6 protein-coding genes are annotated in these 22,251 nt (G+C 68.8%); all 6 read right to left on the reverse strand.

Features of this window, described 5'->3' with window-relative positions:
- The 6 genes from ABD116_RS07415 to ABD116_RS07440 are packed head-to-tail and all read right to left on the reverse strand — an operon-like array spanning position 1 to position 22,173.
- Positions 1 to 4,869, reverse strand: coding sequence for a choice-of-anchor D domain-containing protein (locus ABD116_RS07415; protein WP_343966234.1), 4,869 nt, complete (start codon positions 4,867 to 4,869; stop codon positions 1 to 3).
- Positions 4,866 to 8,789 carry a hypothetical protein gene (locus tag ABD116_RS07420; protein ID WP_343966236.1) on the reverse strand — a complete coding sequence of 1,308 codons (3,924 nt, stop codon included), beginning with the start codon at positions 8,787 to 8,789 and terminating at the stop codon, positions 4,866 to 4,868. The genes ABD116_RS07415 and ABD116_RS07420 overlap by 4 nt, the downstream gene beginning before the upstream one ends.
- Positions 8,789 to 9,811, reverse strand: coding sequence for a hypothetical protein (locus ABD116_RS07425; protein ID WP_343966238.1), 1,023 nt, complete (start codon positions 9,809 to 9,811; stop codon positions 8,789 to 8,791). The genes ABD116_RS07420 and ABD116_RS07425 overlap by 1 nt, the downstream gene beginning before the upstream one ends.
- On the reverse strand, positions 9,808 to 11,586 hold the full coding sequence (locus ABD116_RS07430) for a hypothetical protein (RefSeq protein ID WP_343966240.1): 1,779 nt from the start codon (positions 11,584 to 11,586) through the stop codon (positions 9,808 to 9,810). The genes ABD116_RS07425 and ABD116_RS07430 overlap by 4 nt, the downstream gene beginning before the upstream one ends.
- Complete coding sequence (locus ABD116_RS07435; RefSeq protein ID WP_343966242.1) at positions 11,579 to 21,598, reverse strand: DUF6603 domain-containing protein; 10,020 nt, start codon at positions 21,596 to 21,598, stop codon at positions 11,579 to 11,581. The genes ABD116_RS07430 and ABD116_RS07435 overlap by 8 nt, the downstream gene beginning before the upstream one ends.
- Positions 21,595 to 22,173 (reverse strand): hypothetical protein, encoded by a 579-nt coding sequence (locus ABD116_RS07440; protein ID WP_343966244.1) that lies wholly within the window; start codon positions 22,171 to 22,173, stop codon positions 21,595 to 21,597. The genes ABD116_RS07435 and ABD116_RS07440 overlap by 4 nt, the downstream gene beginning before the upstream one ends.
- Between the last annotated feature and the right edge of the window lie 78 nt (positions 22,174 to 22,251).

Raw genomic sequence — 22,251 nt, forward strand, 5'->3', positions numbered from 1 at the left:
CTAGGCGATCACCTCGGGTGGGTCGGACAGGCCGAGGGTGTTCAGCAGGACCGCGATCATGCCGGCGGCCGTCGTGGTGCCCTCCGCCAGCAGATTCACCACCGCACCCTGACCGTTCCCACGGACGATCACCGCCCCGCGGACGACCCCGTTGGCGTTCGGATCGAAGCGAACGGTCACCGACGTCGCGTCCCCGGGCGCGATCACCAACGGCAGCGCCGGCAACCCCGGCAGCGAGAATCGGTTGCTCCCGGCAACATCCAGCTGCACGGTGTCGACGGTCAGCGGCGCGCTCCCCAGATTCCGGATCTCCAGCGGCAGATCTCCCGGCGCCCCGGTCCGCACCAGCCCGAACTCCAGAAACGCCCGGACGCTCAACCGCGGCCGCCCGGCAGCGATCCCGAATCCCGTCGCCCGCAGCGTGATCGCACTGTGCGCGGGATCATCGGAGCGGACGATCAGCTCCGTCCCCCGATCCCCCGCCGCGCCCGGCGTGAACGAGACCTCCACCGCCCGATGCTCACCACTCGCGAGCACCAGTGGGAAATTCAGCGGCCCAGCAGGCACGGCCTGCACCGCGAAATCACCGCCCGCTCCAAAGATCTCGGTCACCGTCACTCCGGCAGCACCGATGCTGTGCAGAACGATCCGCCGCCGGGTCGTCGTCGCGACCTGCTGTTCACCGAAGCCCAGATCAGCCTCGACCAGGAGACTCGGCCCAGCCGGTACTTCGAACTCCCACGCGCTCCGCCCATACGTCCCGACCCGGATCACCTGCGGCCGGACAGCCGGATCCACCGTGTTGTCGAGCTCCAGCGCCTGACACGACACGTTCGGAAGATTCGGCCCGACCCGCTCCCACACCGACCCGGCACCAAGCCGCAGCACACCGATGTCCGACGCGACCAGCAGCCTCGAAGGCCCGCCGGTCACCCGCTCCCAGCCGACCCCCATCACCGGAATGTCGGGCAGGTTCCCCAGCGCCGCGTTGAACACCCCGCCGACCTCACGCCACGGCGCGACCCCGCCGACGGTGATCCCACCGGCCGTGGTCAGAAAGACGTGCCGCGTACGCCGCTCCGTCGCCGTCTCGCTGTAGCCCGCGACCACGACAGCCACCGTCGTACCAGCCGCAACGGCCGGATCCGACCGGATTGCAGCGATCGGTCCCCGCGCACCGATGTCGTTGACGTAATTGTTCGCCGCCCCCAGGAAGGAGTTCCCGGCGTTGTTGCTGAACCGCACCGTCCCCGCCCTGAACGGCACCCTGCTCCCCGCGATGCCGACCCACAACTGATTGGCCGCAGGCGCGTGCAACGCGGAGATCTGATCGGTGAAGGTGGCCACATTGACGAAGCTGATCCCACCGTTCGTACTACGGAACAACTGGTTGTCGAACGACACGAAGACCGTCGTAGAGACCGCCCCGGCCACTGGCACCAACGCGACCCGCTGCCGGTTCGTGGCGCCGAGAGGCAACCCCCGACCGATCGTCTGCCCGCTGGCTCGCGGTACCGCACCGGACACCCCGTTCCCGGCGACCCCGACCAGCTCGAAGCTGTTCGCATCCAGGACCCGGATCGCCTGCCCGGCAACATTCGCGGCCAGGTTGCCGGTGACCCCGGTGATCGTCACGTTGTCCCCGGACACGAAGCCGTGACCCTGCGCCGTGACCACGATCGGCGTCGTGTTCTCGGCCCGGAACACCGCAACCGTACCGGCCACCGCGGGCCCCCGCAGCCGACCTGTCCCGGACACATAGGCAGGCTGGGCCGACCCGTCCGACCCGTTCAGCGACAGCCGGGTCGGCGAGATCACCGTCACCGTCCAGCTCGGAGTCGCCACCGAGTTGTTGGCGGCAACATTTCCGGCGACGCCGTCGATCCGCACCTTCTGCCCGGTCGCGCAGCCGTGCGCGACGGCTGTCTCGATCTCGATCGGCGCCGCGAGCGTGGCCGCCGTGATGTTCAGCTCGGTCAGGTACCGATCACCGGCCGCCTGCGGACCCGCGCCGAACGCCGCCACCACGGTCCCGTTCTTCCCGTTGAGGGTGAACTCGCGCGGGTTCAGCACCGTGACCACGTTGCCGCCGTTGGCGATCCCGCCACCGCCGGTGACGTTGGAGATGAACACGCCGTCGCCGGTACGGAACGTATGTCCAGAGGTGACCACCCGGACCGGATTCTCGTTGTGGATCGAGATGATCTGGTGCCTGGCCGGGATCGGGAAGCCGCTGTCGATGAAGGTCCGGCCGCCGTTGGTCGACCGGATGAACCGGCCGCCGTCGAAGCCGTAGACGATGTCGGGGTCGAACGAGTCCACCGCGACGTCCCCACCGTCACCGTCGATCCCGGCCGTCCACGCGCCGATCGCGTCGCCTCGCCGGTGCCCCGCCGTACCGGTGTCCTGCATGCCGGCGAAGATGACTTCGTTGGTACCGACGCCGCGGCCGATGTCCATCCCGCGCAGCAGCGAGGTGGCGAGGCCTTCGTTCAGCTGATCGAACGTCATCGTGCCGCCGATCCCGTTGACCGCGCCGACGCTGCCGGTCCGGTTGATCCCGCCGTCCGTGCCGAGATACACGGGCGTCGGCGACACCGGCGCGACCCCGGACCAGTCCCACCGGGTCGGTGGCGCGAAGACGAGTTCGTGGTGATCCCAGTGCGCGAGGGTCGTACTCGGCGAACTGCCGAAGCCGGCGATCGCATCCATTCCGCCGCGGGTGGCCGGTGTCACCGTCGGGAAGGTGCCGCCGCTGTCGGTCGACCGCCACAGTTGCTGGAAGCCCGCGTAGACGACCTGCGGATGTTGTGGATCGACCCCGAGCGTCAGGTTGTAGACGGTGGTCGTCACACCGTCGGCGGCGGCCCGCACGTTCAATGCCGGACGTCGCGCCCAGGTCGCGCCGAAGTCGTCACTGCGGAACAACCCGATAAAGGTGCTGGAGCCGATGAACTCGTTGTCCTGCACGGATGCATAGAGAGTGCGCGTCCGCGGCAGCAACGACTGCGCGAACACGACTCGGCCGAAACCCAGCCCTGCGGCCACGCCACCCCCGTGCGCGAGCAGGTTGTCGGACTGCATCAGCTCGCCGGTCGACGTGATCGTCAGCCGGAACAGCCCGCGGTCTGGGTTGGTCGAGGTGGTGCGGAACGTCCGGCCGCCGCTGGCGAAGTACACGGTGTTGAAGGCGTCCGCCGGTCCGATGACAGTGGCACCCACTCCCCCGTACGCCGCGTTGAGCGTGATGCCCCCGATCCGGAAGTGATCGTTGTCGACCCGGATCGCGCGGCCGGAGTTGTTGGGCGCGTTGATCCCCGGCAGCCCCAAGACAGTGACGAGGTCGCCGTCGAAGCCGTGCCCGGCCACGGTGACGTTGATCCCTCCCCCGCCGTTCGCCGCAGCTGTGATCGGTACGCCGGGCGCGTGCTGCGGCCCGTCGACGATGCCGGTCGCGGCGACGTACGCGCCGTTGCCGCGTGAGCCGACCAAGGAGAAGGTGTCCGGCGTGAGCACCCGGATCGACCAGGACCGGTTGGCCGCGGTGTTGCCCTGTACGCCGCTCACGGCCACGATGTCGCCGGTGATGAAGCCGTGCGCGGCCGACGTGATCACGATCGGGTTCGGCGCGGCCGGATTGGTCGCGCCCGTCACCGGCCTGGTCGACGGATGGGACGGCCCCCAGGCGAACCCGCTGGTCGCGCCGCCGCCGGCGCCGTGGGACGTCCGCAGGGTGAACTTGTCGTCGTCGACGCGATCGATCAGCCAACTGCCGTTGGCTTGCTGGTTCGGCGCGACCCCACCGAGGATCACCCGATCGCCGGTGGCGAACCCGTGCCGAACCGCCGTCACCTCGATCGGATCGGCGTTGCTCGCCCCGGTCACCCGAGTGGTCCGGTACCAGCCCTGATCGACCTCCAGCGCGGAGATCACGCCGAGCCGGATCGGCCTGCCGTCGTCGTAGGCCGGATGGTTGGCGCCGAAGTTCCGGCCACCGTCGGCCGAGTAGTACAGCCCGGCCTGCGACGCGACCAGCAGCGTGCCACCGGTCGGGCAGACCATCCGGATGATGCCCCGGTCGCTCAGGAACGGTGGCTGCCGCGCGTCGAAGAGAGTCGCGCCCGCGCCGCCGTACGCCGCGTTCATGGTGGCGCCGGGAATCCGCAGGGTGTTGGCGTCGATCCGGGTCGAGTCGCCCTCGCCGACCGCTCCGACCACCCCCGGCAGCCCGACGGCGGCAACACGATCTCCGGTCGAGTAGCCGTGCCCCGCGACAGTCACCCGGATACCACCGGCGTTGTTGACCGCGGCGGTGATCGCCTGCGGCGGCCGGCCCGCCGGTGAGGTGAGTCGCGACCAGCTGACCCCGCCGTCGACCGACTTGAACAGCCCGGCGGATTTCGGCAGGCCGCCGGCGCCTTCGAACAGGTTGCCCGTACCGACGTACAGGATGTCCGGATCGACGGGATCCAACGCGATCGCGCCGATGGCCATCGCCGACAGCTGGTCGGTGATCGGCGACCAGCTCACCCCGTCGTCGCGCGATTTCCAGACCCCGCCGTTGCCGGTGGCGATGTAGATGACCTTGTCCGGGCCCGGTCGCGGGTCGATCGCGATGTCGACGACCTCACCACTGTCCGGCCCGGTACCGAGGAAGATCTGCTCGTTCCCGACCAGCAGCGGCGCCGGGCCGACCTGCTTCCACCGGCCCGGTCCGTTGTAGCTCAGCGCGTTGACGTCGCGGACCGCGTACCGCCAGCGCCGGTTGTCGATCCGGCCGCGGCGGTCGGACTGCAGCGCTCGCAGGGCTTCCGGTTTGCGTTCGGACTCGCCCTCGTTGGCGTCGTTCTCGAACCTCGGCTCGCTCACGATTCCTCCTCGGGGGTGAGCTTGAGCCAGCCCTCCTGTCCCTCGGACGGGTCCGGCGGGATCCGCGCGTCCGCGGTCGAGTTCACGATCGGGTCCTCGGCCCAGGTGGTGGCGTCGGCTCGGTGGTTCCAGGTCCAAGTACCGCGGATGTCGGCGGCGATCGGCATCCGGATCAGTTTCGGATCGACCAGGACCGGGCCGAACCGGAAGACCGGTGCCAGCCGCGACAGGCCGGGTGCGACCCAGGACCGCCGCATGCCGATCTCCTTGCGGGGCAGGAAGCCGGTGGTCGCGTGGACGACGCTGTGCGGCTCCATCAGCAACGTGAGCCAGACGTCTTGCTGCGGTTGCACCCACAGCACGCCGCTCGTGTCGACGTACGGATGGTCGACCGGGGTCGATCCCGGTTGGGCGATGACGCCGAGGTCTGTGGCGAAGTCGGTGTAGTAGTCGGACGTACTGGAGGCCTGGCCGTTGAAGCCCTGGTGTGGCCCGACCGGTCGGGCGAAGTCGGCGGCGGCCGGATCTGAGACGTGCAGGGTGCGGTAATCGTCGCCGACGAAGTACCCGAGCAGGCCGTCCTGCCAATGCGCGAGCGCGCCGACGCGGACCGGGACGCGGATGCCACTGACCAGCCCCGGCGTAACGGGCTCGTCGACCTCGACCCGGACCAGCGCACGGAGTACGGCGATCGGATGGCCGACCAGCAAGGCGAGATGCTCCTCACCGATGTGCCCGAAGGGGTCCACCGACCACAGCGACGAGTCGACGATCCGCAGTAGCGACGAGAGGGCCGTATCGACCGCCGGGGCATCCGGTGTCGCATCGACCACACCCCAGTCGAGCAGCCCCTGGGCGATCCCGGCGAGATGGCGGTTGCGGATGGTGCCCGACGGCGCCGAACCGAGATTGGTCGGCTGGCCGGGCGAGTCCTCCCAGACGATCCCGGCCCCCACCCCGGCACCTGCCTCGACGTCGAGCCGCCCACCGTCGAAGCGGACCGCGCCGAGGCCGACTCCATCAGTGGCGTGGAACTGGAGGTCGCCGTCGAGGTGGTTCGGCAGTACGAACCCGCAGACCGGATTGGTCGCATCGTTCGCCTCGACTGCATCGTCATCGGCCGAGACGAACCGGAACCACAGCCGGCTCGGAGCGGTGAAGCGGGGCGCCAGCTCGACCAGGTCCGGACGATCCGCGACGGTCAACGGCTCGGTCCGCATGATCAGCTCGGGCTTCGCCGGCTCGGTGGCGCTGGAGCCGGCGAGGTCGAGCACCTGGCCGAAACAGTCGACCAGCCGGAGCCGCTTGACCTTCAGGAACCCCGACCGCAGCGGCCAGAAGTCAGCCGGCACGACCCCGTCGGCAGGCTTCGCGACCCCGTCCGCAACGAACCCGGCGCGCAGGATCGAGTTGAACCTGTCCATCGCCCCGACCAGGACGTCCATCTTCTCCAGTTCGTCGGCGATGTGGTCCAGATCGGCTTCGCCTGCGGCCCGTTGCGTCTGCAGCGAGACCATCGCGCTGATCTGACTCACCATCTCCATGCCCGCCTGCGAATGGAACGCATGCGTCGTCTGAGGGGTCAGCGAGATCGAGCCGGCACTCTGCTGCGCCTGCTCCAGCACATCGCGGACCGTCGCCGCGGCGACTTGAGCCGCACCACCGCCCAGCAGCGCACGACCCCGCAGCGTTCGTACGCCGGCCTGATACGCATCCGGCAGGCTGTCCGGCACGGCGTCGAAGTCGATCTCCTCCAACTGCCAGTCGGCGAACTCCGCCGAGCTGTAGAGCTCCACTTCCCAGTCAAGATGCAGTGGAACCCAAGGGATCCTGGGCAGCGCCACAGCCATTGCCGCAGGCAACGTCCCCGCGAACCCACTCAGCGACAGCAACGGCGCGATGTCCCGCCGATCGTCACGCGCGACCTGCCAGACGGTCTGCTCGACGGCGAACACCTCGGCCGCCTGGGTCAGCGCTGCCGCGTCGAACCTGGCGTCACCGCCGAACCGGGACTGCACGGCCACCGGCGCGCTGCCGGGATCGAGCAAAGCCAGTTCGCGAACCAGATCGTCACATTCGACCGGTACGCCGCCATGGTCGACCGTCCGATCGAGGAGGTCCTCACCACGGACCGCCGAGCCGGGCAAGTTGACCAGCCGCCGCGGCGAGAGGCCAGTCACCGTGTGCCCGCTGAGCCTGCAGACCAGCTTCTGCGTCTCGGCGGACATGCCGTCGAATCCGTGCTTGAACGCCCGGCCGCCGCCCTCGATCAGGAACACCGGATCGGCCGGGACGAAGAACCGCGGCAGCGCTCGTCTGGCGTCGATCGTCTGCGTCACCGGCTCGGCGTTGGGCGCCGACGGGACCCTGACCGTGACCTCCTCGACGGCCTTGATCGCCTGCAGCACCTTGTCCATCGAGCCGATCCCGAGCTTGGGCGAGCCATGAGCGATCGGAGTCGCCGACGTGTTGGCCACCAGTACGCCGTCGAAATGCGACTTGCTCAGCAGCGTACCGGCCTTGCGACCCCCACCCGATCGACCGCGGAAGACGCCGGGATCGGTCTTCGAAGGATCCGGTACCACCGAACTGGGCTGGACGGACGCGGTCTGCTTCACCGGCTCCGTGACCACCCCACCAGGCAGGCTGGCGAAACCGCTGGCGTGCAGCCGGCTGTCGATCCGGGCGGCGCTGTCGGGCAGGTCCAATTCGTCCGTACCACCGAGCAGCACCGCTTCGAGAATCCGGGCCTCGTCCGCGTTGCCCTGGTTGGCCGCGAGCCGCGCAGCCAGCGCTTCGGTCAGGGTGTTCCCGATGGTGACCGTCACCGCATTCGCGTCCGGCGGACCACCGACCACGCCACCGAGCAGTCCTTCCGGAGCGACCGCCAAGCCTGCATCGGGCCAGCCGAGTCCGACGACCGCACCGTGGTAGAGCGTGAGTTGCGGCCACGACACCACTTGCGCCAGCCACTTGCCCAACGCTGGAATCCCGGTGTTGGTCAGTTGCGTGGAGGTCTCACCGAACGCGCCGTCGGCCACGATCTTCTTGCCGACGGTCAAGTCGGTCTGCATGGCGAACCGGCTCTCCCGGGCGACCAGCCCCACAGTGCCGGCCGCCTTGGCGCGGTTCTGCGCGTAGACGAATGCCGTCTCGATGTCGGCGGGGTTGACCTCCCAGCCGAGCCCGGTCAGCCGCGACTCGAACTGGGTCGGCGAGCTCAGGTTCTCCCCGATCGGATCGTCGACCATCCGGCTGTGCCAGCCACACACCAGATAGGCCAGCGGGCCGCGCACATCGCCTTGCTTTCCGAGCCCGCCCAGCTGGCTGAGGTCGTCGTAGAAACCGAGCCGGCCCTCGACGTTGTCGAAGTACGCCGACCAGGCGGTGTCGCCATGTCCGAGCGCCGTCAGCGGCTCCTGGCCGGGCACGGTGGTGGACTCCGGATCGACCGGCTCGGTCCATTCGTCGAGCGGTACGACGGTCGGCGTCTCGTCGCCGGCTTCGATCACCCAGCCGCTGACAGTACGCCGCGTCCCTTCCTTGCCCGATGACAGCCGGATCACCAGCCAGCGATCCGGTACGGCGGGAAACGCTACGTCGCCGCTGGCCGCAGTACCGGTCCCCCGGGTGAGCGCGTCCGGCAAGGCCCAGTGCAGGTAGACGCCTGGCTTCCGCGGCTCGCGTTCGGCGAACGGCTCGGCCAGCAACTCGTAAGCAAGTCGATCGCTCCCGGTCTCCGGCACCTCCATCGCGACCTTGGCCCAGGTCCCCTCCTTCTTGCGGACCACCAGCGCGTCCAGCTGGATCGGCACCAGCACTCGCGGGGTGCGCGGCACCTTCGGGTTCCAGCTGGCGATCATGCCCGGCGTCATCCCGTGCGCCAGCGACAGCGAGATCAGCTTGGGATCGATGGCCATCACAGCACCCCCAGGACCGTCTTCACGCTGCTCAGCACGAGCGGCTGCTGCACGGTGAACGTGACGTTCACGAACTCCAGGTTGTGGCCCGGAATGCCGGTGTCGGCGAAGTCCTCCGTACCTTCGAAGTGCTGCCGCCACGGCGGGTCGAGCACCGAGATGGCGAACGACCCCGAGCCTTCCTGCACCACCGCGGTCGGGTTGGCCGCATGGGCATCGATCAACGCTTCGCGAAGTGCGGCGACCCGGATCACGTCCGAGTGCCGTTTCCGGGTCGGTACCGTCACCTGGACGGCCCGCCCGTTCTTCACGATCTGCTGACCGTGCCCGTCCCGCAACGGCACCTTGAGTTGCGACCCGACGTGCCGCACCCCGAACTGCACGCCGTGGTGCGGCTCTTCGAGGATCACCATCTTCGGCTCGGTCTCGAACAGCGCGATCATCAGCGACGGCGCCAGCAGCTCGAGCCGGAGCAGCTTCAGCTGGTGTCCGACCGCGTTGGCCGAGGACGTTTCGAACGGCTCGGCGATGGTGACGTCGTAGGCGCGGACGTCCATGTGCGGCCACTGCTTGACCGCGCTGGACCGCAGCAGGAAGCCGGTGATCAGCTTGGCCTCTCGCTGGTCGGCGTCGCTGACGGCCTTGGCCGCGTAGAAGTCCGTTCCCCGCTGAAGACTCCGGACCATCCGCTCGCTCTGGTCGAGCAGTTGGTGCAGGGCGCTTCCGCGCGCCTGGTAGTGGGCCTCCTCGCGCGACCCGATCTGGCCGACCGCGAGCCCGCCGTCGACCAGCCGGTCGGTCCAGGACCGGTCGACGTAGAAGAACCGGATCGACTCCGGTGGCAGCATCCGGTCGTCGGGGATCAGGTACTCGAACGGCACCCCGACCAGCAGCCGCAGATGCGACAGGAACGACTCCATGTACGGCGGCAGATCGCCGTCGGGCTGCAGGGCCGAGGTCTGCGCCGGATCCTTGAGCCGGGTGAACAACGCCTCGCGGGCGGTGGTGGCCGGAAGTCTCATTGAACGCCTCCAGGCTCCTGCAGATTGGCGAACGCCCGCTGCCGCAACTCGGCCAGCGCGGCCATCCCCACCTGATCGGACAGCACTTGGTCGAGGTTGGTGGTCGGTACCGCCCGGCCGCCGTCGACCAGGACGGACTGGGTGAGCGCGACATCGGCGCCGAGCAGCCGTACCGCGTCGTCGACCGTTTTCAGCGCGAACGCCTTGGCGACTCGTTCGGGCTGCAGCAACGGACTGGCCAGCAACGCTTCCACGCCGAACGGGTCGGTCGGTGGCGCGATGCCCTTGGTCACCTTCTCCAGTACGTCGACCGAGTACCGCAACGCGACCGGGTCCAGCGGGTTCTCGATCAGGTTCAGCCGCATCGTCAACTGCAGCAGGTTGATGGCGGACTGGCGGGCACTGGATCGGAACGACCCGCGACGCCAGCGCATCAGTTCCTGCGCCAGCCGGGCGTCGGCCGCGGCCAGGAGACGACCGACCTCGAAGGCGGCGGCGTACGAGATGTTCTCCGCGCCGGTCTCGGCGACGACCCGGCGGGCCTGGTCGGAGCTGTGGTACGGACCGAGCGCGTCGCGAGTGAGCGGTTGCGCCACCAGCGGGCCGCGGTACCAGCTCTGCTCGGGCGCCCCGAGGCGATCGGTGACGTCGATCTTGATGTGGCCGGTGTCGGTGACCTCGAGCTTGGTGGCCGGCTCGACGTCGCCGATCATGCCGACGTCCAGCCCCTGCATCAACTGGCGGAAGGTACCGTCACCTTCGCAGGTGAACGTCCAGCTGTGCAGCAGGACGAGCTGAGCCTTGGGGTGCAGCACCGCGTCGATGGTGACACCGACATTGACGTTCGCCGTGGTGGCAGTGGCGTTGAAGTTGGTGTTGGTGCTGAAGTTGGTGTTCGTGCTGAAGTTCGTGCTGACGTTGCCGCCGGCGGTGAAGGTGTTCCCGGCGACCAGGTCCTTCGCGGGGAACTTGGCGAACTTGTCGGCCTCGGAGGCGATCACGCTGGTGCCGAGCGAGCTCTTGCTCAGGGCAACTGTTTCGGAGATGTCGGCGATCTCGGCGTTCTGGAAGATGTCGGAGCCGGTGTCGGCGTAGTCGGTGACCGGGAGCAGGTCGGTGCGCTCCTCGACCGAGACCAGGCAGCACACGTAGTCGGCGCCTGACCGCGGCACCCGGTTGCTCATCACCACGGCGAAGTAGCCGTCCGAGTCCCCCGCCGCCAGCTCGCGATCATCGACGTTGACCTGCCGCACGTGAGTGAGGAGCTGTAGCTCCTCGGGCATCGGCAGGATCTCCTTGAGGAACTGCTGGTCCGCCTCGACGGCATCGCAGCGGATACCACTGGGCTGCCCGAGCCGGACGAACACGTCATGCGGCACGATGTCGGTCAGCGCCAGATTGCGCTTGATCGTGCACTCCGACTGCTCGAACATCACCAGCGCCAGGAACGGGAACGGCGTCTCGTCGGCACCAGCCGTGTAGGCATCCCCGAGCGGGCGTTCCCAAGGCAGGGTGCGACGGCCGAGGGCGACGTGCGGAAGCGCGGAGTCGAACGGGCCGTGACCGTTGCGTGGTGGGAAGACTCCAGCGACTTCGTTGGGCGCCAACGCGAATCGCGGGCCCTCGACGTCGAAGAAGAAGTCCTGGCCGGGCAGCGGTTGCCCGGTGCCGTCGATGGCGACCTCGGTCCCCACCCGCATCCGGTACTCGCCGGCGGTCAGTGGTGGGCGGATGTAGTCGAAGAGGATCATCTCGCCGACGCGTGGATCAACCATTGCTCAACCTCACAGACACGCTCCCGTCCACGGTCAGTTGCTCGGCGCCGACGACCTCGGTCAGGGTCGAGCCGTTGAGAGTCGTCGCCCAGTTGGCCGCCGTTCCGGTACCACCGACGACACCGGACAAGACGATCGGCGCGGTCGCTCCGGGCGGGGTGAGCAGGCCGACGGTGACGGAGATCCGGTCGGGGTCGCCGGCGTCGGAGGGGCGGCGGCGTACGTCGTACAGGAAGAGGGTTCGGGTGCCGGCGGTGACCTGGATCGGCTGGCTGCTGACTCGCACCTGCTCGGTGTTGAGGATCACCGATTCGGGGCCGAGGCGGGTGGCATCGGGGTTGTCGATCAGTACGCCGATCACGGAGACGAACGGCCCGAAGTCGGTCTGCACCACCTCTTGCGCCAGCAAGGCGCGTGAGACGGTGATCATCCCGGTCGCCGCCGCGTGCCCACGGATGGAGGCGCCGATCGGCTTCGACAACGAAACAACGGAACCCCTGGCCAGCAAGGTGGTCGGTCCGACCTGGACCAGCTCAGCCCCGAGCTGCCACCCAAGAACCGGCAGCGCTCCGGCGGTAGCCACGTTGGCCGTGATCATGCTGGCTTGAGTTGCATCAGCCAGGTTCTTGATCAGGTTGTCGGGGAGGCGGCCAAGGGCTGTGACGGCTACCATTGCGCAGCCGTCGGACAGTTTGAGTTGGAGTTTGCCGGCGGCTTCCCGGTCGGCGAGGACGGTTCCGGCTGTGCTCAGCTCGGTGATGCGGACGGCGGAGTCGCCGGCGATTTCCAGGTACCAGTCCAGCGCCCGTGGTACCTCCCACACCTGCGTTGATCCGGCCCGGATGGTCACTCCGTCCTTGCGGACCTGCTCGGCGAGTTCGGCCATCGAGGCCGCGACGGTGCGGCCGGTCGGTGCGCCGAGGTCCGGCGTCCGGAGGGTGCGGGCGGATCGGGCGGCACGGGTTGGTTGCGGGGTACCGGACAGAGGCTTGGTGAGTAGCGCGAAGCCGGGTGCGTCGTACGAGGTGATCAGCTCGTTGCGCACGTCCACGACCGGCAGGTCGGCCAGGCCGAGTTGCCGCCCGAGAGGAACGGTGCTGCGGGCAACGGTCTGCTGGCCGGCGACGACTGCTTGCCGTTGGACCATCGACCGCAACCGCGGCTTCTCCAGGAAGACCGGTTTCACGTCGCCCACCCGGATCGGCGGCGGAGCAACGCCGGCGCCCTGGTCTTCCAGGGTGAACCCCTCGGACAGCGCCGACAGAACCGGCGGCGCGGATCTCCGAGTGACGAGCGCGTTGAGCGCCACCGGCCCGTAGCCGTTCTGCCGAAGTCCACTGTCTTTACGGAGGTCTGCGAACTCGACGGCACCACCGGCGGCCACGGATCCGACGATCGTGCCGAGGCCGGTGAGCAGCGTCCCCGTGCTCACGCCGCTGGCGACCTGCGCCAACTCCAGCCAGGCAGCGCCCGCCTGGAGCACCGCGGTGATGTGCCCTGCATCCCGCCGGGCGAACGGCAGCGGCCGGAAGTTACTGGCATCGACCAGCTTGCCGATCGGGATGACATCGCTGGCGTTGTGCAGCCCGGCGACACCCTCCACGATGATGCCGGTCAACGCAGGAAGCGTGTTGGACGCGGCGGGCGGCTTCAGGTCCGGGAAGTAGTGGTACGTCGCCTCCGAGAACTGCCCGATGATCGGCGTCAGCCGGAACAGCCGCTCGTCGATCTCCAGCGACTCGTCGGCCGGGTTCTGGCTGCGCGGAATCAGATCGACGAAGCTCGACGAGTTCTCCGGCTTCTTCGCCAGCACGACCCGGTGCAGCGCGGTGATCTTGTCGGAGCTCTTGTACATCGGGGCGAGGTCGAAGTCGTAGGTCGCTGCGAGATCGGCGTACCGGCCGAAGATGACGGTCGACATCTGGCCCTCGGCGACGTCGCTGTCGAGTTGCAGAGCGAAGCCGCGAGCGGCCATCCGGGTCTCGGTCCGGAACGACCATTCGGCCGCGAGGCGCCACGGCTGTTCCGCAGTACCGGGTGCCACCGCCGCGCCGGCCGGCTCCGCAGGCAGCAATCCGGTCGACACCTGGGCGCTGACCGACGCGCTGTTCGGATCGCCCGAACGCACGTAGGTGTCGACGAATTCGTCCCAGTGCTTGGCGGGCGGCAGGGCCTGGGCGTCGTCGCCGAACGGCACGGTCACCGAGGTGACGCCGAGATCGGCGGTCACCGTGCCGTGGAACGGCGGGCCTTCCAGGTGCAGCTTGGCGCCGACGGAGACGCTGATCTCGATCGTGCAGCAGGCGAAGAAGCAGATCCGGATCCGCAGCCGGGCGCCGACCGAGATGCCGACGTCGACGATGTAGTGGAACGGATCCCACGAGATCAGGATGTCCGTGTACGCGCTGAACCAGACCTGGATCCAGTCCGGTCCGTAGGTGGCTTCCATCCGGACGCCGGTCATCACGGCCGTGTTGGTCAGCGCGAAGTACGACTCACCCTTGATGTGCACGACACCGAGGAAGTCCCAGCGGAACCCGACCCGCGGCACCACCGGGTACTCCGGAAGCGGCTTGAACGCAGGGTGGTAGCCGCCGACCGTGAGCAGGAACTGCGACTTGCGGAACCACATGAAGAACGCGAAACCGCCGGTCAGCTGACAGTCCGGCGTGATCAGCCACGAGTTGTCGGTGAGCTGCGCCTGGACCGAGAACAGCCCTTCCGAGGTGGAGAAGCGAGCCTTGAGCGCGAGCTCGATGCTGACGATGGCGAAGTCGTCGGACGGCAGCGCCATCCGGGCGACGCCGATCAGTCCGACGTCGACGCCGGAGTCCAGCGCCACGTAGAGCACCGCGGTGATGTTGACGAGCTCGAACGACGTGCCGCGAATACCCGCTGCCAACCACAGTGCACCGCGAGCCGGCGGCGTCTGCTGACGGAACTCGAACAGCGCCTGCATCGGGTTGTTGGCCAGCGCCTCGGGCCGGTCGAGTGCCTTGACCAGCATGAAGTCCGGGATCTGGTTCAGGTCCTCCGGCACGATCAGCCGGCGGTTGTAGCCGAGGCCGATGGCGATGCCGGTGAGGTTGATCAGAGGCGTCAGGCCGATCGGTACGAACACGCCGCCGTAGATCGCGAAGGACGTGTACTCGTCGGCCCCGCTGCCGACCACGCTGTACGAGCCGATCACCACCGCGCCGATGGTGCCGATCTTGATCAGCAGCATCCCGTCGTACTCGATCGGCGGCCCGTCGAACTTGACCAGCCCACCGGCGATCGAGATGGCCGGGCCGCTGTAGCCGATCGCCAGCCCCTTCAGGTCCAGCGACCACTGGGTCGGATCGGTCACGTGGGCATAAGGGATGGTGACCGTGAGGTCGTCGACCTCGGCGCTGAGCCCGGCGATCGTGACGCCGCCGTCGATCGCCAGCGAGATCGCCGTGTTGGTCACGCCGAGACCGATCTCGGCGATGAAGATCGGGCCGAAGCCGGCATGGATCGGGATCCAGAAGATGCCGGCCTGCCCGCCGACCAGGACCCTCAGCGGGCCGCCGGTGTTGTCCGGGTGGTCCCAGTACCAGATGTCGAGGTCGGCGCTCGGGTTGACCGATTGGCTGTCACCGCTGGTACCACCGGACGACAGCAGGTTGGAGGCGACCGGGTTCGAACCGCCGCCGGCGTCGAGCGCGGCACCGATGGGCAGGCCGAAGCCGCCGAGTTCGAGGCCTGCGCCGCCGTGCAGGATCTGGAAGCCGGCGGCTGTTTCGAGGTCCAGGAAGAGCAGCGCTCGGACCGATCCCAACCGGAGAAAGCTTTCCGCCACCAGCGCCGAGCCGTCGCCCTTGGCCAGGCCGATGCCGACCCCGTGCAGTCGCAGCCCGAAGTTGAAGTCGATCGAGTCGCCGCCGATGTCGAGCAGCAGAATCTCGAGGCCTTCCGCCGCGGCCGCTCCCCAAGCCGAGGGCGCGCCGAAGAGGATCTGCAGCTCTAGGTCGCCGATGCCGATGGCCTGGTAACCGGTGAGGCCGAGACCGACACGTCCGGACTCAGCGACCAAGCTGAGGTTGAGGGTGCCGATGGCAAGGTCCAGCTGGCCGGCCGCGCCCGCGGCGAATCCGGCGAGCATCTCGAAGACGTTGGGCAGCGTCTCGACCACTTCACCGCCGCTGAGGATGCCTGCGTCGGTGAGCGCGGTCTCCAGGGTGGGACCGTCGGTCCACAGTTTGCGGGTCAGCACGTCGTGCAGCGCACTCACCGCGACCCGGATGACGAGTGGCAAGGCGGCGCCGACGAGGATCGTCTCCGCAGCCGCCGGGCTTGTCGTCAGCGCGAAGTCCGGCGCGAGCTGGACCACCAGAGGACCGTCGAGGGTGCCGCTGCTGAGCGGCAGGCACCGTACCCGGAAACTCAGTGGCGGGCCGCTGTCGACCTCGATCGCAAATCGGGGTACGACGGTGACGCCTAGGTCGCTGAGGTCGAGGCCGATCGAGCTGCCGACGGTGACGCCGGTGTCGTCGACGAGGACGTTCGCGGCCAGCGCCAGCGGTGCGTCGGCGGGCTTCAGGTCGACGAGCGCGACCGCGACGGTCGGGCCGTTGTCGCTCCAGCCTGCGCTGATCTGGAGCCTGCCGGTGCCGGCCGCCACGTCATGGGTCCAGCGGACCAAGCCGTTGATGCTCTGCAGCTCGAGAGTCGGGATCAGGTTGAGCAGGTCGGCGACCGCGGCGGCGATCCCGGCGCGGCGAGTGGCGTCGATGCTGGTGAACCAGGTGCCTTCGAGCATCGCGGTGAATTCGGCGGTGTGCGCGGAGAAGTGGCCGACCGCGTCGTACACGCCGAGGTGCGTGGCCGCTTGCAGGGTGTGGACGAGCCAGGGGTCGCGTGGCTCGGGGAAGTTGGTGAGGGCCTCGTCGAGGACGGCGGGGAGCAATGCCCCGGCGGCGCCACGGAGAGCACCTAGGCCGCTGAAGGTTGGCAGCAGGGTGATCGGGGGGACGCCTTGTGGGGTGACGACCAGCGTCACGCCATCGGGGCCGACGCCGAAGGTGATGGCGACTTGGGGCCAGGTTCCGCTGAGCGGCGTACTGATGGTGACCGTGCCGCCTGGTGCGACGTGGCGGGTGGCGTCGATGTCGAGCGTGAGGCCGACGGCCAGTACGCCGCCGATCGGTGTCGTCGTACCGATCGCGATCCGGGCGGACTGCGGGGCTGCGCCTGGCCCTGCGGTGACGGTGACGTCGGCCGGCAGTTGGAGGCCGAGGCCTGTGGGTAGGCCGATGGCTGTGTTCAAGGTGGTGAGCAGGCCGGAAAGCTTGGCGGGGTCGAGACCGCCGTCGAGTGCGCCGAGAGCACCGGCCAGGAACTCGCCTGGCGTTTGGAGCAGCTGGAGCAGTTGGCCGATCTTCAAGCCAGGCACGAGTTCGGCGAGGACATTGCCGACGACTCCGCTCACCAGTATCTGCGGCAGGGCCGCGTCGAGCTTGGCGGCGAGGTCGCCGATCGATGGCGTGGGCAAGAGGGTCAGGTCGGTGACGAAGGGGGCTGCGTCGAGCCGGATCGTGCCGTCAACGGTTCGATAGGTCAGTGCAACCGGCCCGACGTGGACGACCAGCTCGGCAGTGGGCTGGAAGGCGGGCAGCAAGAGGTCGATGTCGGCGCTGATGCTGATCAGTGGTGGCTCTACTGCACCCAGGGCCGTTCCGGTCTCGATGCCTGTACGCCAGGTGCCATCGGCTTGTCGGCGGACGAACAAGGCGTACGGCGAACCTGGTGGTGCCCAGACGTACGCCAGTTCTTGCGTGCTGACCGGGGTAAACGAGAGGTCTGTGACCAGGCCAGCCCAGCCGTCTGGCCGGGCTAGTGCTGCCGGGATCCTCGCTCGGAGGTAGCCGACCGGGTCGGTGCGTAGCGCTGCGAAGCCGTCGCCGGACAGGCCGGTGATTCCCTGCGCGTCTGTACTGACCAGGTCGAGTGCGCCGAGGGCGGCCGCGAGGGTGGAGACCGGGAGACTCGCGCTGTCCGTGCTCGCCAGTGCGGCGTCGAAGGCCGCGCCGATCAGGCTGGCTGTGCGCGGATCGGTGAGATCAGCCGTAGGAATCGTGGTGCCACGCCAGGCGGCTTGATCCAGCGTCGCGTCCAGAGTGGCTTGGATGCCGGTGCCGGAGCCGGTTGCGGTCAGGCCGAGCAGTAGGCGGCGGAGGCGGCCGTCCACTGCACTCGGTCCTGCTTGGCCGACAATCCAGCCACCGCTGCGGAACAGGTCCAGCTCGACCCGGAGCAGTTGTGCCGGTCGCGGTGCCGGCGGCGGTGCGTCGCCGAGCGGGATCTGACCGAGGCCGAAACGCACTCGGGCCTCGGCCTGCGGCGAACCGGCGGGCGGGTTGCCGATCGATATCGGCATCGCCATTCCGTAGGACAGATGGCTCGGGGTCGGTCGTGCTTGCCCGCTGAGCTGCTGGAGGTACGCGCTCATGCCTGTCTGCATGAAGGTGAAGAAGTCGTCGGAACAGACGCCGGCGATCGTCATCACCGGCACGTCGCCCAGGTCGTACGGCGCGGCGAGGGTGAAGGAGGATGCCGGATACGGATCGGGCGTCGCCAGCGCACCGGGCGCGACGGGTGGCTCGTAGCCCTCCAGGCCTTGCTTGAGGTGATCGAGCGCGTCGCGAAGGGGTGACGCTTGGAGTCCGGCCCGAACGCTGGTGGCCAGGCGGATCGCGTCGCCGACAGCGGGGTCGTCGAGGAAGGCGAGTGGGGTGCCGAGGTGCGGCGTACCGATGGTGATCACGCCTTGCGCCCTGGTCGGGTGGTCGGCGGCGAAGCGTCGCGCGGCGAGACCGGCGTACGAATGCGCGACCACGATCACCGGGCCGGGGTGGAGAACCTCAAGCCGGTCAGCGATGTGAGCGATCTGATCGGCGAGGTACCTGACGTCGCCCCGGCGGTCGTCGGCGAGGTCGGCCGTGTAGTAGTCGGCGGCTGCGGTCACGCTGTCCAGCGCGATCGTGCGGGGGTCGATACCGGCCGTGCGGAGGTCGAAGTGTGCGTTGGGATCGGTGGGGCCTTGCAGGGCAGGCGCCGCGAGTAGGTCGGCCCAGCTTCCGGCGTTGCCGAAGACCGGTCCGACCAGCAATACCGTCCGGGGGCCGGCGCCGTGCAGGGTCTCGATCTGGTTCAGGACGGCGGCGATGGCGTCCGGGTGCCGCGGGAGTTCGAGGTGGGCCGCGTCGACCTCGGCGCCCTGGACCCAGCCGAAGATGTCCGGGCTCTGCGCGTCGCGCGGTACGACGCCGTCGCCCGCGTTGAGCTGCACCTGCAGCGATCGGAGTTGCGCGGCGATGTCTCGTACGGTCAGGCCTTTGACCAGCGAGCTGATCGCAGGGTCGAACCAGGCGAGCTGAACGAACACCTCGGCCAGGCCGGCGAGGTCGGTCGCCGCGTCGACGCGATTGCGCATGCCGGTCAGCCAGTCGATCGGTGGGCCTGCTGGTTCGAGCCAGAGTTCGAGGTCCGGGCCGATATCGTCGCCGTCGGCATCCTTGGTGCCGCCCGGCCATGGCACGCGCCATGGATCGCCGAAAGTCCCGCCGCCGATCAGGAAGGACGGCAACTGCGGATCGAGGTCCGTCGACAATCCTCCGGCCAGCTCGTCGAAGGCGTCTGTTCCCAGCGATGCGAGGTACTGCAGCAGGAGGGCGGCGCTGAGTTCGCCATCTGCGCCGACGTGGGTGATCAGCCGGCCCAGCCAGCTGCGGACGGCACCCAGCGGGTCTTGGAAGAGCAGACCGGGCTGGGCCGGATCGACCAGGCTCGGGATCTCGGCGTCGAGGCCGGGCAGCCGGTGATGGAGTCCGAGTAATGCAGTCGCGAGGTCTGCCTGCGGGCCGGCGATGCCGGCGAGCATCGACAGGAGCAATCGGAGGACGTTCTCCAGGTCGGTGACGGTCAGGCCGAGGGCTGCGGCCGTCGCGGGCAGGTTGGTCAGGTCGAAGGGGGCTGCGGGTGGGAGGTGTACGTCGGCCAGCGTGATGGTCTCGCCATCCGCGGTCAGCGTCAGGCCGTGCGCGTGGATGTCCCAACCGAAAGGCTGCCCGGGCTGCCAGCCTGCGGCCAGGGTGAGGTCGTCGAGGCTGATCGCGATCGGACCGGCGGCGGCGTCGAGCGCTGGACTGAGAACGAGTGACAAGCGTTGGGCGCCGATGAACGAGACCGTTGCGGAACCGGTCGCCGGGAGATCGAAGGCCAGTACTTCGCTGGTCAACGCCAGCGTCGACCCGGCCGGCTCGGCGGCCAGTCGCAGCCCGATTCGCAACTGCTCCGTGGTGGGTGTGTCTGGATGGGGTTGGTGCCAGGCGGCCAGCTGGAGGGTGGCACCGTCGGCGATCGCTATCTCGACGGTCCATGGCTCTGCGGTGGTGCCCTCTCCGGCGACGGCATCGGGGAGGCCGATCACCTGGGCGATCTCGCGCAGAATCAGGTTCCAGCGGTCGGCGTCGCCGAGCACGGCCCGGTGGTAGGTCTCGATTGCTCTCGCGGGATCGACTACCAGCTTGGCCAGGTCGAGTTGGTGCGGCCAGGCGGCGACTGGGTTGCCGGGGTTCGCTGGGTCTTCGGGCGGTACGAGGCCCGCGATTGCTGCTAGGCGGCGGCCGACGTCGGTGCCCAGGGCTGCGTTGATGGCGGCTACGACGGCGTTGGCGGCGGCGGCTTCTACGCTGTCGACGTTGGTCAGGTCCAGTACCGGGTACGGCGTACCGGCCAGCTGGTTGTTGAGGAGTTGGAGAACAGGTTTGAGGGTCGAGCCGTCCCAGCCGATGCCGGCCTCGACGGTGCCGACGCGGACTTGGGGGTTGTCGACGAGAGGCGTGTTCGAGGCGCCGGTCAGGCGGAGCAACGCTCGGGCCTCGGGGAGCACCCGTGCGTTGCCAGTACCTGAGAGAGGTACGTCGGCGATCACGCAGCTCGCGTCGGCACTGACCGTCGGCTGGTTGGGCCCGAGGTCCGTACTGACGTTGACGCCGAAGCCGAAGCGGGCGAAGCCGTCAGCGGCTGGGTCGCCGGAACGGGCGACTGTCGCGTACAGCTCGCCGAGGCCGGCGAGGTCGAGCAGGCTGATCCGCCATGGGTCGACGAGGGTGCCGGTGCCGTCGAATAGGGACGTCGCGCCGAGGAGTCCGGCGAGATGTTCGAGCCACTCTCCTGCGGGCAGCGTTGCCAGCCAGTGCTGTACTGCGGCCGGGCCGTCGGCCAGCTCTGCGAAGGGGAACGCCGGGATGCTGCCGCCGTCGGCCAGCCCGAACAGGCCGAGGAGGTGGTCGGCCAGCATGGTCAGCGTCGGGTCCGGGCCGACCTCGGCGAGCACGACCTTCAGCAGAGCGGCGAGCAGATCCGGTGCCTCGCGGCCGAGCTCGTCGACGTCGAGCACCTTGTCGATCGGCGGTTCGCCGTTGATGCTGAGCCCTTCGAGCACGACCTCGAGGCCGAAGCTCGGGTTGGCCGGATCCGGCACGATGCTGCACCGGGCGACGATGGCGGCCAGCTTGATCGGTTGGGCCGGCGGGGTGAAGGCGGTCTCGATCCGGACCTCGGCCGTGATCGGGTGGGCGGCGGTACCGATCACCAGCTCGAGCGTCGAACCACCCGACAAGATGTCCGCCTGGATCCGCAAGCGGCCGGGCACTGGTGACGTACTGCTGTGGAACTCGCCGCCGACGCCGAGGAGCAGGCTCGATCCGGTGTCGTTCAGCGTCAGATAGAGGTTGCCGCTGGGGAGGTCGCCCAGCAGTGGATGCCATTTCTCCGCGGCCGGGCGACCGGGTTGCTGGATCGGTACCAACGCCAGATCGCAGAACCGGCCGAGCGCAGCCCGCTGATCCGCGTTGCGGACGATTCCTTGCAGCCGGGTCAGCGGCGCCGAGAACCACCCGACATCCAGCTCACCACCGCCATCGACAAGCCCGATCGCCTGCGCCAACAGCCCGAGCTCATCCGATCCCCCGAGATCGAAACTCATCCCGCATCCCCCTCCGGTACTTCTGATCGGCGCGCGCGATGGTGCCGCTCGGCCAGCTCACGCACCGAAACCTCCTGCCGCGCAGCGAACACGAACCGATCCGGCCCGATCTCGACCGACGCCGGCGCGAGCCCATGACTGTCCGCATGACTGACCAGCAGCCGAACCAGCGCCGCCCAGATCACATCGCGGAACAACGTCCCCCAGCGCGCCGCGACCGCCGGATGCCCCAGCGCCCCTTCATCGGTAGCCGCCACCAGCGACGCCGGATCATCGCGCCCGCCGAACACGAACCGCACGATCAACGGCGCCACCCCGAACTCCGCCGACTGCGTATCAACCGCGACCACCAGCGTGTTCTCCAACGCCCGCAGTTGCAGCTTCCCCACATGCAGGACGATCTGCGACCCACGATCACTCCAGACCACCGCGGACGCGCCCGCATTACGCGACCCCGCCAACGCACTCTGAAGCGCCGCCGTCACCACATCCACGCGCAGCTCATCGCGCCACGCATCCGCCCCCGCCGCAGAAACACCACCCATCGCCGGCCCATCCCCCTCGATCCCCGGCACCCCAAACAGACCGTCGGCCCCGCAACACGACGGTCACGCCCCTGCCGAACCCAACCCCCTGCCCCCAAGAACCCCAGG

The sequence above is a fragment of the Kribbella koreensis genome (assembly GCF_039525325.1).
GTDB lineage: Bacteria > Actinomycetota > Actinomycetes > Propionibacteriales > Kribbellaceae > Kribbella > Kribbella koreensis.